This is a genomic window from Patulibacter sp. SYSU D01012 (assembly GCF_017916475.1).
GTDB lineage: Bacteria > Actinomycetota > Thermoleophilia > Solirubrobacterales > Solirubrobacteraceae > Patulibacter.
Genome location: NZ_JAFMTB010000003.1, coordinates 60,573 through 73,139, shown reverse-complemented (window position 1 = coordinate 73,139; position 12,567 = coordinate 60,573). Strand labels below are relative to the sequence as shown.

The window sequence follows — 12,567 nt, the reverse complement described above, 5'->3', positions numbered from 1 at the left end:
GCGGCGGCGGCGAACGCGTCCCGGATCGCCACGCCCTGGATGCGGTGATCCGGAACACGACCCCGCCACGGCACCGCCCCAGAGACGTTCCGGATCACCACGGCAGAGGCCCGGCGATCCGGAACAGGAATCCGCCACGACGCCGCCACGAGACTCGTTCCGGATGACCACGGCAGAGGCCCGGCGATCCGGAACACGACCGCGGGACGGCGCGGCAGGAGACTCGTACCGGATCACCACGGCAGAGCCCAGGCGATCCGGAACGCGATCCGCTGGGGCCGCGCGCTCACGGGGTCGGGGGCACGAGGCCGCGCCGCACCTCGAGCCGAGATATTCGCGCGTGTCATCACCGATGACACGCGCGAATATCGGCCTGCGCGGCACCCCGTGGTGCTCGGCGCCCTCCTGGTTCGGCCGCCAACGTCCCCCCCCCCCCCCCCCCCCCCCCCCGCCCCCCCCCCGCCCCCCCCCCCCCCCGCCGCGGGCGCCCGGCGACGGCGGGCGCGGCGGCTCAGCCGACGGGCGGGATCCGGTCGACGATGCCGCCCAGGGCCAGCCCGGACGGCATCGTCCCGAAGGCCAGGCCGCGCTCGCCGGCCAGGCGCGTGGCGCAGAACGCGTCGGCCACCGCGGCCGGGGCGTGGCGCACGAGCAGCGCGCCCTGCAGCACCAGCGCCAGGCGCTCGGCGAGCGTGCGGGCGCGCAGCTCGGCGTCCTCGGGCCGCGCGAGCTCGCGCTGCAGGTCCGCCCACGCGGCGTCCAGGCGGGCGTCGGCGCCGGCGGCGCGGCCGATCTCGGCGGCGTAGGCCTCCATGCTCTCGGGCTGGCGGGCGAGCGCCCGCAGCATGTCGAGCGCGTTGACGTTGCCGGCGCCCTCCCAGATCCCGTTCAGCGGCGCCTCGCGGTACAGCCGCGGCATGCCGGACTCCTCCGCGTACCCGTTGCCGCCGAGGCACTCGAGCGCCTCGGCGACCATCGGCGGCTGGCGCTTGCAGACCCAGTACTTGCCCAGCGCGGTGGCCAGGCGCTTGAACGCGGCCTCCTCGGCGTCGCCGCGCTCGGCGCGGTCGACCGCGCCGGCGACGCGCATCACGAGCGTCGTCGCGGCCTCGGACTCGAGCGCCAGGTCGGCGAGGACGTTGCGCATGAGCGGCTTGTCGATCAGCAGGCCGCCGAACGCGACGCGGTGGCGCACGTGGTGGGCGGCCTGGATGAGCGCCGCCCGCATCCCGGCGGCCGACCCCAGGCTGGAGTCCAGGCGCGTCATGGAGACCATGTCGATGATCGTCCGCACCCCGCGGCCCTCCTCGCCGACGAGCCACGCGACGGTGTCGTCGAACTCGGGCTCCGAGCTGGCGTTCGAGCGGTTGCCGAGCTTCGCCTTCAGCCGCTGGATCCGGAAGGTGTTGCGGGAGCCGTCGGGCAGCACCCGGGGGACGAGGAAGCACGAGAGTCCGCCCGGGGCCTGGGCGAGCACCAGGAAGACGTCGTTCATCGGCGCGCTGGTGAACCACTTGTGGCCGGTCAGGCGGTACGTCCCGTCGGCCTGGGGCGCCGCGACCGTGGTGTTGCTGCGGACGTCGGTGCCGCCCTGCTTCTCCGTCATCCCCATGCCGGCGAGCAGGCCGGGCTTCTCGGCGGGGGTGCGCAGGCCGGGCTCGTACTCGCGGCTCGTCAGGCCGGGCAGCCAGGCGTCCGCCAGCTCGGGCGTGCCGCGCAGCACCGGCACGGCGGCGTAGGTCATCGAGATCGGGCAGGTGTGCCCCTGCTCCACGACGCTCCACACCGAGACCGACGCGGCGCGCGCCACGTGGGCGCCGGGGCGCGGATCGGTCCACGGGGCGCCGGCCATGCCCTCGCGCACCGCGACGTCCATCAGGCGGTGGTAGGACGGGTGGAAGTCGACCTCGTCGACGCGGTGGCCGTAGCGGTCGTGGGTGCGCAGCACCGGCTCGAAGGCGTTGGCGTCGTCGCCCCAGCGCTGGGCTTCGGCGCTCCCGGCCAGCCGGCCGATCCGGTGCAGGTCCTCCTCGTGCCAGGCGGCGCCCTCGCGGCGCAGCGCCTCGAGCAGCGCCGGGTCGGCGGCGACGTCGTGGCCCTCGAGCGGCGGGACCTGGTTCGTGATCTCGTGGGTCACGTGCGGGGCCGAGCGGGGCGCGGCCGGCGCGGGGGTGGGGAGCGTGGAGCTCATCGGGTCTCCTCGGGGGACGGGCGCAGGCCGGCGACGCCGGCGCAGCGCAGGGACATCGACACGACCTCGTCGACCAGCAGCTCGGCGGCGGCGCCCTCGACGGGCGACGCCAGGGGGCCGACGAGCACCTCGCCCACGGCGCCCGTGAGCGCGGCGGCGGTGACGTCGGCGTCCTGCCGCGGCATCTCGTCGGCGGCCATGCCGTCGCGGACGAGGGCGGCGAAGGCGTCGTGGTACGCGCGGCGGTAGGCCAGGCGCTCGGCGTCGACGGCGGGGTCGGACGGCGCCGCGAGCAGCGCATAGGCCAGCCCGCGGTCGGTCAGCGCGCGGCGGGCGAAGGTGCGCACGCCCGCGGCCAGGCGCTCGGCGGGACCACCCTCGGCCTCGGCGAGGACGCTGCGCAGGACGGCGACCTCGCGGTCGGCGGCGCGGCGGAAGACCTCGACGGCCAGGTCGGCCTTCGACGCCACGTGGGCGTAGACGGAGCCGACCGACATGCCCGCGGCGGCGGCGACCGCGGTCACGGACGCCCCGGCCCAGCCGGCGTCGGCCACGACGGCGGTCGCGGCGTCGACCAGGCGCTCGCGGGCGGCGCTCAGCCGCTCGTCGACGGCGGGGGTGCGGCGGTACGGCACGGAAGGATTGAACCACCGTTCAGCCGTTCGGTCCAGGGCGACGGCGACGCCCTGCTCGCGCGCGCGACGGCGACGGGCGCCGTGACGTCTAGGCCGGCGCGTCGGGCGAGACGACCTGCGTCGTCGCGCCCGGCTCCAGGCGCCCGACCTCGTCCAGCACCGGCTCCCAGTGGCGGGCGGCCGACGGCGACACCTCGAGCCGCCACGCCGGCTGGCCCTTCAGCACCAGGGTCAGCCGCCGGACGGGGCGGAACGGCCCCAGCTCGGCGCCGCGGACGTGGGTGCGCGGGACCTCCGTCTCGACCAGCAGCAGCCGGTAGTACGGCTGGCCCGGCTCGCCGCGGTCCAGGGCGAAGACGACGACGCGCGTCGGGGTCACGACGAGGAGCCGCACCTGCGCGCCGGCCAGGGGCGGATGGTCCCAGGCGCCGCGGCCCGGGGCCCGGCGCGGGACGGGGGAGACCGGGGACGACGCGACGACCGGCTCGCCCAGGTGGGCGGCGGCGGGGCGCCTCAGGGTCTCCCAGCGGAACGTGATCGTGCCTCTCGTCGTGACGGCGCCGGGACCCGGTGGGTCGCATGGCGTCCTCCCGCTAGGCTAGAGGGGTGAGCGGCTCGTTCGCCTTCTTCCTGCTGATCTGCGCCCTCTTCGGCATCGCGGGCGGCCTGCAGGGACGCGCCAAGGGCAGCTCGTTCCTCGTGTGGTTCATGATCTCGGCCGGCGTCCCGCTGTTCGGCTTCATCGCGTCGGTGGTGTACCCGGGCCGGCAGTTCGAGCCGCGGCGCCGCTGCGACGGGTGCGGCCGCATGCTGCCCATCTCGGACACGATGTGCATGCGCTGCGGGACCGACCTGGACTACCCCACCGAGCGCTACCTGCCGCCGGGCGTGCGCCCCGCCGCCCGCCCCGAGGAGTCGGCGCCCGTCGCGGCCGACACGGGCCCCGCGCCGAGCGACGACGCCGTCGCGCCCTCGCGCCCGTCCCCGACGGAGTAGACGCGCGTCAACCCCGGTCGTGCGCCGGGGCCCCGCTGCTATCCTCGCCCGGTGCGGAGGCCGTCCCACGGACGGCCTCTCGCTTCCTGTCGAAGAGGGTTCCCCGAGGTGTCGGGAAGGAGGTTGGGCGTATGCGCGCGGTCGACGCGATCATGGAGTGCCTGAAGGCGGAGGGCGTGGACGTCGTATTCGGGTATCCCGGCGGCGCCAACCTCCCGACGTACGACGCCTTCGTCGACGCCGGGATCCACCACGTGCTCGTCCGCCACGAGGCGGGCGCCGGCCACGCGGCCGAGGGCTACGCGAAGGCGACCGGCAAGGTCGGCGTCGCGTTCGGCACGTCCGGCCCGGGCGCGACGAACCTCGTCACGCCGATCATGGACGCGATGATGGACTCGGTCCCCGTCGTGTTCTTCACGGGCCAGGTCCGCACCGAGCTGCTCGGCACGGACGGCTTCCAGGAGGCCGACACGATCGGCCTGACGATGCCGGCCGTCAAGCACTCCTTCCTCATCACGGACCCGCGCGAGCTGCCGCGGACGATCCACGAGGCGTTCCACATCGCCGGCACGGGCCGCCCCGGCCCGGTGGTCATCGACCTGCCGCAGGACCTGTCGAAGGTCGACATCCCGTACGAGCCGATCACCGACGTGCACCTGCCCGGCTACCAGCCGCGCACGACCGGCAACCAGAAGCAGATCCGCCAGGCCGCCCGCGCCCTGGCCTCGGCGCGCCGGCCGGTCATCTACGCCGGCGGCGGCGTCGTGCTCGGCAACGCGTCCGAGGAGCTGCGCGCGCTCGTGCGCGAGGGCGGCTTCCCCATCACCTGCACCCTCATGGGCCTCGGCGCGTACCCCGCGCCCGACCCGCAGTGGCTCGGCATGCTCGGCATGCACGGCACCCGCGCCGCGAACTACGCGATGGACGAGGCCGACCTGATCTGCGCGATCGGCGCCCGCTTCGACGACCGCATCACCGGCAAGCTCTCCGAGTTCGCCCCGCGCGCGAAGTTCATCCACATCGACGTCGATCCGGCGGAGATCTCGAAGAACATCCCGGCGCACATCCCGATCGTGGGCGACGCCAAGCAGATCCTGCCCCGCCTGACGGACGAGTACCGCGCCCTCGAGGCCGACCGCCCGCGGCTGGACGCCTGGTGGCAGCGCATCCGCACCTGGCAGGAGCGCCACCCGCTCGCGTACGAGCCGGCGCAGGACGGCGGCATCAAGCCGCAGAGCGTCATCGAGGCGATCTACACGGTCACCGGCGGCGAGGCGATCATCTGCTCCGACGTCGGCCAGCACCAGATGTGGTCGGCGCAGTACTACCACTACCCCGAGCCGCGCCGGTGGATCAACTCGGGCGGCCTGGGCACGATGGGCTTCGGCCTGCCGGCCGCGATCGGCGCGCAGATGGGCGACCCGGAGCGCACGACGGTCGTCGTGACCGGCGACGGGTCGATCCAGATGAACATCCAGGAGCTCGCGACGATCCGTCAGGAGAACCTGCCCGTCAAGGTCGTCGTGCTGAACAACGGCTACCTCGGCATGGTCCGCCAGTGGCAGGAGCTGTTCTGGCAGGAGCGCTACTCGCACGTCGAGATGAACACGTACGGCGGCGAGGACGCGTTCCCCGACTTCGTCAAGCTGGCCGACGCCTACGGCATCCGCGGCCTGCGGCTGACGAACGCCGAGACGCTCGAGGACGACCTGCGCGCCGCCTTCGCGGCCGAGGGCCCGGCGTTCATCGACGTCCGCGTCACGCGCAACGAGAAGGTGTATCCGATGATCGCGCCCGGCGAGGCCGCGCGCGACATGGTGGGCTGATCCATGGTGGACACGAACGAGCTGCTCAGCCTCGACGAGCTCGAGGCCGCCGGCAACATCCGCACGGGCCGCAAGCACGTCCTCTCGATCCTGGTCGAGAACAAGCCGGGCGTGCTGACGCGCGTCTCGGGCCTCTTCACCCGCCGCGGGTTCAACATCGACACGCTGTCCGTCGGCCCGACCGACGACGAGCGCGTCTCGCGGATCACCCTGACGCTCGACGGCGCGCTGCACCCGATCGACCAGGTCGTCAAGCAGCTGCACAAGCTCGTCAACGTCCTCAAGATCAAGGACCTGGAACCGACGGAGACCGTCGCGCGCGAGCTCGCGCTCTTCAAGGTGTCCGTCGACGGGCCGACGCGCTCCGAGATCCGCGAGCTCGCCGAGGTCTTCCGCGGCAAGGTCGTCGACATCGGCAAGCGCTCGATCATCGTCGAGATCACCGGCGAGCGGTCGAAGATCGAGGCGTTCGAGCGCCTCGTCCGCCCGTACGGCCTCGTCGAGATGATCCGCACGGGCGAGGTCGCGATCTCGCGCGGCCGCGACGAGACCTGATCCGCGCCGCACCGCGCCGTCGCACCACGGGCCGCCCGCCGGGCGGCCCGTGCGCGCAGCGGCGCGGCCGCGCCGGCGACCGCGCACGGTGACGGGCCGCACGGCGCGGCTTGGCATCATGTGGGGGTGACCGCTTCGCTGCTCCCGCAGACCGACGAGCGGCCCCTCCGGCCCGCCGTGCCGGTCGGGGCGGCGGACCGCGAGCGCCTGCACCGGCACGCGCGGGCGGCGCACCGTCGCGCGTCCCGCGGCCGCCGCGGCCCGGTGCTCGCCGCGATCACCGTCGACGCGCCCGCGGGCGTGGACGCCCTGGCGACGGTCGCCTGCGGCCGGCGGACCGGCGAGCCGTGGACGGTCTACGAGCAGCGCGACCGCGACGGCCAGGTCGTGGCTGGCGTGGGCGTCGTCGCGGCGCTCGAGGAGACCGGCCCGGAGCGCTTCGCCCGTGTCGCGCGGCGGTGGTCGGCCCTGGCCCGCGACGCGGTCGCCGACCCCGGCGCCGGCGTCGAGGGGGAGGGCCTCGTCGCGCTCGGCGGCTTCGCGTTCGCCGACGAGGGCAGCAGCAGCCCGGCCTGGGACGGCTTCGCGCCCGCGTCCCTCCACGTGCCGCAGATCGCGCTCGCCGGGCGCGGCGGCGTCCTGCGCGCGACGGTGGCCGTGGCGGTCGACGCCGCGGACGATCCCGCGGCGCTCGTCGACGCGGCCCTCGCGCGCCTGGCGGCGCTGCCGGCGGCCCGGCCGCCGCTCCTGGACCCGGACCCGGTCGCGCGCGGCCGCGTGGTCTCGGCGCTGCCCCCGGCGCACTACGAGGAGGCCGTCGCCCGCGGCGTCGCCCGGATCCGCGCGGGGGAGTTCGAGAAGATCGTCCTGGCCCGCGAGGTGCAGGTCGTCGGCCGCGAGACCGCGGACCCGGCGGCGCTCCTCGGCGTCATGCGCGAGGCCTACGCGGGCTGCTGCGTGCTCGCCGTCGGCCGGGGCGAGCGGACGTTCCTGGCGGCGACGCCCGAGCTGCTCGTCCGCCGGCAGGGGCAGCGCGTCGCCACGCTCGCGCTGGCGGGCACGACCGGCCGCAGCTCCGACCCGGCGGTCGAGGCGCACCTGGCCGAGCACCTGCTGCGCTCGCGCAAGGACCGCGAGGAGCACGCCATCGTCGTGCGCCGGATCCTCAGCCGCCTGGACGGGGTCGCCCTGTGGACGACGGCGGCGCCCGAGCCGCAGGTCGTGCAGGCCGCGAGCGCCCAGCACCTGGCCACGCCGATCCGCGCCCAGCTCGGCGACGCCGTCGGCGTGCTCGACCTCGTCGCCCGCCTGCACCCGACGCCGGCCGTCGGCGGCTTCCCGGAGGAGGCGGCGCTGCCGCTCATCCCGGCCATCGAGGGGATGGACCGCGGCTGGTACGCCGGGCCGGTCGGCTGGATCGACGCGGCGGGCGACGGCGACTTCTCGGTCGCGCTGCGCTCCGCGCTGCTCGAGCCGCGGGTCGCCCACTGCTTCGCCGGCGTCGGCGTGGTCGCCGACAGCGACCCGGCGTCCGAGCTGCGCGAGACCGAGGTCAAGCTCCAGGCGCTGCTCCCGCTGCTGTCGGCCTAGGCCCCGGCCGCGGCCGGGTGGCCGGACGGGCGGCGGGCGACGCCGCGCCGTGCCCCGAACGGCCGACGCCCGGCGGGCGGCCGGGCGTCGAGGTCCTACGGGGTCCCGCGGCGCCGGAGCGCCGCGGGCGCGGATCAGGTGCGGCCCTGCGCCATGCGGCGCTTGCGCGCCAGGGCGTCCAGGATCACCGCGCCGGCCAGGACGGCACCGGTGACGATGAACTTGACGGACGACTCGAAGGCGAGCAGGTCCATGCCGTTCGAGATCGAGCCGATCACCAGGGCGCCCAGCAGGGCGGCCCAGACCGAGCCGCGGCCGCCGAACAGGCTGACGCCGGCGATGACCGGGCCGGCGATCGCCAGCAGCAGCACGTCGCCGGTGCCCGACGACTGGTTCACGGCCAGCAGGCGCGAGGCGAACAGGATGCCGCCCGCGGCCGCCATCGTGGACGCGAGGACGAAGACGATCGTCTTCACGCGGCGGACCGGGATGCCGGCGCGGCGCGTGGCCTCCTCGTTGCCGCCGGCGGCGAGCACGTGGCGGCCGTAGCGGGTGCGGGTCACGACGGCGTCGATGATCAGCACCAGCCCGATCAGGATGCACAGCGAGACGGGCACGCCGCGGTCCTGGTTGACGACGAAGACGGACGCCAGGATCGCGACCGAGATGGCCCCGACGCGCACCGCGGGCCGGATGACGGGCTGCAGCTCCAGGCCCGCGGCGGCGCGGCGCCGCCGGGAGAGGAGCGTCCCGCCGACGAGCAGCGCGATCGCGACGATGGCGACGACCCACGAGACGCCCTCGGGCAGGAACTTGTTCGCCAGGTTCGTGATCGTCGGGTCGGTGACGTTGATCGTCCCCTCGTCGCCGAGCACCTTCAGCTGCACGCCCTGCCAGGTCAGCAGGCCGGCCAGGGTGATGACGAAGGACGGGATCCCGAGCCACGTGACGATGGAGCCCTGCAGCAGGCCGATGGCCGCGCCGACCGCGAGGGCGGCGAGGATCGCGAGCCAGGCGTTCCACTCGTGCTGGACGGAGAGCACCGCCACGACGGAGCCGGCGACGCCGGACACCGCGCCGACGGACAGGTCGATCTCGCCGAGCAGCAGGACGAGCACCACGCCGACCGAGATCGTGCCGGTGGCGGCGACCTGCAGCGTCAGGTTCGTCAGGTTGACGGCCGTCAGGAAGCGGTCGTTCGCGATCGCGAAGATGATCCAGATGATCGCCAGGACGACGATCACGCGGAACGACGAGACGTCGCCGCCGCCGAAGAGGGCCTTCAGGCCGGTCTGCTTGCCGTCGCGCGCCTCGAGGGAGAGGTCGGACGCGGTCGGGTCGGCCGCGGCCGGGGCGTCGGCGCCGACGGGCTTCGTGCCGGTGCTGCTCATGCGGGCTCCCCGGGGGTCGTGGTGGTCGGAGCCTCGGCCTCGGCGGCGGGACCCCCGACGCCGGTGATCGCCGCGACGACGGCCTGGCGCTGGTCCGCGGTGGCCGCGAACGAGCCGCCGTTGCGGCCCAGGCGCAGGACCTCGATGCGGTCGGCGACCTGGAAGACGTCGGCGAGGTTGTGCGAGATGAGGATCACGCCGAGCCCGCGCTCGCGCAGGCGGGCGACGAGCTGCAGGACCTGCTCGGTCTGGGCGACGCCCAGGGCGGCGGTCGGCTCGTCGAGGATGACCATGCGCGGGTTGCCGGTCATGGCGCGCGCGATCGCGACGGTCTGACGCTGGCCGCCGGAGAGCATGCCGACCTCGGCGCGGACCGACCGCAGCGTGCGGACGGCGAGCGAGTCGAGCAGGCTGCGGGCCTCGCGCTCCATGGCGATCTCGTCCATGAAGGGGCCGCGCCGCGCCTCGCGGCCGAGGTGCAGGTTGGCGACGACGTCCAGGTTGTCGCACAGGGCGAGGTCCTGGTAGACGACGGCGATGCCGAGCTGCGTCGCGTCGCCCGGGCTGCCGATCTTGACGTTGTGGCCCGCGAACTCGAAGGTGCCCTCGTCGGCGGGCCCGGCGCCCGAGATGGCCTTGATCAGCGTCGACTTGCCGGCGCCGTTGTCGCCCACGAGCGCGACGACCTCTCCGGCGTGGACGTCCAGGTCCACGTCGGCCAGTGCCTGTACGGCCCCGAACCGCTTGCTGACGCCACGCAGGCGCAGGAGCGGCTCGGCGCCGGCCGGGGCCCCAGGGGCCCCGGCCTGCGTCTGCGTCGCCATGAGGGCTAGCGCGCCTCCGACAGGCCGATGGCCTTGCAGGCGTCGGCGTACTGCTTCGTGCACAGCTCGTCGACGGAGTACGTCCCGTCCTTGACGACCGTGTCCTTGATGTTCTCCTTCGTGACCGACACGGGGTCGAGCAGGACGGACTTGATCGGGGTGCCCGAGCCGTTGTCGGACTCGCCGTTGATCAGGCCGGCCGGGGCGTCCTCGCCGCGCGCCAGGGCGACCGCGAGCTTCGCGGCGGCCTCGGTCTCGGGCTTCGGGGCCTTGTAGATCGTCATGTACTGCTCGCCGGCGATGATGCGCTGCACGCCCGCCAGCTCGGCGTCCTGACCGGTGACCGGGACCTTCTTCGGGTCGATGCCGGCCGACTTCATCGCGGCGATCGCGCCGCCGCCGGTGCCGTCGTTCGCGGCGTACACCCCGTCGATCTTGTCCTTGCCGACGGCCGTGATGGCCTGCTCCATCTCGGTCTGCGCCTTGTCGGGCGACCAGTCGGGCGTGTCGTACTCCTTGGCGATCTTCACGCCGGAGGAGTCCAGGACGGAGTGCGCGCCCTTCTTGAACATCGCGGCGTTCGAGTCCGTCGGGGCGCCGTTGATCATCACGATCGACTTGCCCTGCGGGGTGCCCAGCGCCTTCACGAGCGCCTCGCCCTGGAGCTTGCCGACCTTCTCGTTGTCGAACGAGATGTAGTAGTCGACGGGCGCCTTCTGGATCAGGCGGTCGTACGAGATGACCGGGATGTTGGACTGCTTGGCGCGCGTCACCGTCGAGGCGGCGGACTCGGCGTCGACCGGGTCGAGGACGAGGACGTCCGCGCCGTTCGTGATGGCCGACTCGGCCTGGCTCTGCTGCTTCGACGCGTCCTGGTCGGCGTTCGAGTAGATGAGCTTGCAGTCGGGGCAGAGGCGCTTGAGCTCGTTCGTGAAGCCCGGGCGGTCCTGCGCCTCGTAGCGCGCCGTCTTCGACTCCGGCAGGAGCAGCGCGATGGTCTTCGCCTCGCCGCCGCCGCTGCCGGCGGACGTCGAGCCGCTGCCCTTGTCGTCGTCGCCGCCGCAGGCGGCGAGCCCGAGGGCGGCCGGCAGCAGCGCGCCGAAGGCGAGCGCGGTGCGGAATGTAGGTGTCACTGGACTCTCTCCCGTTGGGACTCGTTGGTGTGATGCGGGAAGACGATGGGGGCGAGGCCGTCGAGCGAGCGCGCCGCGAGGCGGAGCGCGCCGACGACCTGGCCCTGGCTGCCGAGCTGCGCGGGCGCCAGGCGGACCTCGTTGCCCGCGCCGGGCAGGCGGTGGCGCTCGAGCTCCTCGCGCAGGCCGGCGAGGACCGGCTCGGTCGCGAACGCGGGGTCGCCGCCGAGGACGATCATGTCCGGGTCGAGCAGGTGGCTGGCGTTCGCGAGCACGCGACCGAGCGCGCGGCCGGCGTCCGCCAGCAGGCGGGTGACGCGCGGATCGCCGCCCTGGAGCGCTCGCAGCAGGTCGTCGCCGGGCAGCTCCTCGCCGGTGCTCTGCAGCAGCTGGCGGCGGACTGCCGGGCCGGACGCCACGGTCTCGAGGCAGCCGCGGCCGCCGCAGCGGCAGGGCACCCCGTTCGGGACCACGGCGATGTGCCCGAGCTCGCCGGCGATGCCGTTGCTGCCCTGGAGCAGCCGGCCGCCGCTGATGATCCCCGCGCCGACGCCCGAGCTGATCTTCACGTAGATCAGGTCGTCCACGCCGCGGGCGGCGCCGGCGACGTGCTCGCCGAGCGCGCCGAGGTTGGCGTCGTTGTCGACGGCGACGGGCACCCCCAGCCGCTCCTCCAGCGCGGTCGACAGCGTCGTGCCGCTCCATCCGGGGAGCAGCGACGTCGAGCCGATCCGTCCGGTGCTGCGGTCGACCGGGCCGGGGACGCCCGCGCCGCACGCCAGGATCTCGTCCGGGGCGACCTCGGCCTCCTCGCGAACGACGTCGGCCAGCCGCCGCGCCACCCGCAGGGCGTTCTCCATGCCGCGGTCCACGTCGGCGCGCTCGGAGCGCGCGCTGAGGATCCGTCCCGCCAGATCGGACACGGCCACGCGGACGTGGGCGTGGCCGAAGTCGACGCCGAGGACGGCGCCGGCCCGACGCGTGAGGCGCACGGTCTCGGGCCGGCGACCGGTCCCGTTCGTGCCGCTCGCCGCGCCGCCGCCCGGTGAGGCGGGGACGACGCAGACGAGCCCGTCGCGCTCGAGGTCGCGCACGAGCGCGGAGACGGTGGCCCGCGACAGCCCCGTCCGCTGCGCCAGCTCGGCGCGCGTGACGTAGGGCTCCGCCCGCAGGGCGTCGACGACCCGCTGGGCGGACGTCCGCCCGAGGCGGTGTGTGCGAGGGCTCACCATGGCGACGGCGGCATGAAACACCCTCCTAAAGCGCTCGTCAAGGGGTTTCGTCGATTTCTGGCGATATGAGGCCAGAAACAGCCGTCTGATCTGTCGAAAGTTGACGGAATGGGATGGCCGTTCGGGGGGTGACCGCCGTACTCGCGCGAAGTCGGGTGGCCGAACACGCGGTTGGTTCGCCAGGAGGCGCGTCC

General features: G+C 74.6%; 11 protein-coding genes. 4 read left to right on the top strand and 7 right to left on the bottom strand.

What is annotated here, in order from left to right:
* Positions 1-511: 511 nt before the first annotated feature.
* From J3P29_RS16290 to J3P29_RS16280, 3 genes are all read right to left on the bottom strand, one after another.
* Positions 512-2,191 carry an acyl-CoA dehydrogenase family protein gene (locus J3P29_RS16290; RefSeq protein WP_210495202.1) on the bottom strand — a complete coding sequence of 560 codons (1,680 nt, stop codon included), beginning with the start codon at positions 2,189-2,191 and terminating at the stop codon, positions 512-514.
* Positions 2,188-2,826 carry a TetR family transcriptional regulator gene (locus J3P29_RS16285; protein WP_210495201.1) on the bottom strand — a complete coding sequence of 213 codons (639 nt, stop codon included), beginning with the start codon at positions 2,824-2,826 and terminating at the stop codon, positions 2,188-2,190. The genes J3P29_RS16290 and J3P29_RS16285 overlap by 4 nt, the downstream gene beginning before the upstream one ends.
* Before the next feature lie 88 nt (positions 2,827-2,914).
* Positions 2,915-3,205 carry a hypothetical protein gene (locus J3P29_RS16280; protein WP_210495200.1) on the bottom strand — a complete coding sequence of 97 codons (291 nt, stop codon included), beginning with the start codon at positions 3,203-3,205 and terminating at the stop codon, positions 2,915-2,917.
* Between the two features lie 227 nt (positions 3,206-3,432).
* Here J3P29_RS16280 and J3P29_RS16275 point away from each other — a divergent pair, with 227 nt between their 5' ends.
* The 4 genes from J3P29_RS16275 (at position 3,433) to J3P29_RS16260 (ending at position 7,793) form a co-directional block, all read left to right on the top strand.
* Positions 3,433-3,822, top strand: coding sequence for a hypothetical protein (locus J3P29_RS16275; RefSeq protein ID WP_210495198.1), 390 nt, complete (start codon positions 3,433-3,435; stop codon positions 3,820-3,822).
* Between the two features lie 131 nt (positions 3,823-3,953).
* Positions 3,954-5,648 carry a biosynthetic-type acetolactate synthase large subunit gene (gene ilvB / locus J3P29_RS16270; RefSeq protein ID WP_210495197.1) on the top strand — a complete coding sequence of 565 codons (1,695 nt, stop codon included), beginning with the start codon at positions 3,954-3,956 and terminating at the stop codon, positions 5,646-5,648.
* Between the two features lie 3 nt (positions 5,649-5,651).
* A complete protein-coding gene (ilvN, locus tag J3P29_RS16265; RefSeq protein ID WP_210495196.1) occupies positions 5,652-6,203 on the top strand; it encodes an acetolactate synthase small subunit in 552 nt (183 codons plus the stop codon).
* 126 nt (positions 6,204-6,329) lie between these two features.
* Positions 6,330-7,793, top strand: a complete 1,464-nt coding sequence (locus J3P29_RS16260) for an isochorismate synthase (RefSeq protein ID WP_349239875.1) — start codon at positions 6,330-6,332, stop codon at positions 7,791-7,793.
* A gap of 134 nt (positions 7,794-7,927) precedes the next feature.
* On the opposite strand, the gene J3P29_RS16255 is transcribed toward J3P29_RS16260, so the two are convergent.
* The 4 genes from J3P29_RS16255 to J3P29_RS16240 are packed head-to-tail and all read right to left on the bottom strand — an operon-like array spanning position 7,928 to position 12,370.
* Positions 7,928-9,184 carry a sugar ABC transporter permease gene (locus J3P29_RS16255; protein ID WP_210495192.1) on the bottom strand — a complete coding sequence of 419 codons (1,257 nt, stop codon included), beginning with the start codon at positions 9,182-9,184 and terminating at the stop codon, positions 7,928-7,930.
* On the bottom strand, positions 9,181-10,008 hold the full coding sequence (locus J3P29_RS16250; RefSeq protein WP_210495191.1) for an ATP-binding cassette domain-containing protein: 828 nt from the start codon (positions 10,006-10,008) through the stop codon (positions 9,181-9,183). Before J3P29_RS16250 ends, J3P29_RS16255 begins: the two co-directional genes overlap by 4 nt.
* A 5-nt stretch (positions 10,009-10,013) precedes the next feature.
* Positions 10,014-11,141, bottom strand: a complete 1,128-nt coding sequence (locus J3P29_RS16245; protein ID WP_210495190.1) for a sugar ABC transporter substrate-binding protein — start codon at positions 11,139-11,141, stop codon at positions 10,014-10,016.
* Entirely contained in the window at positions 11,138-12,370 is a 1,233-nt protein-coding gene (locus J3P29_RS16240; RefSeq protein ID WP_210495188.1) for an ROK family transcriptional regulator, read from the bottom strand. The genes J3P29_RS16245 and J3P29_RS16240 overlap by 4 nt, the downstream gene beginning before the upstream one ends.
* Between the last annotated feature and the right edge of the window lie 197 nt (positions 12,371-12,567).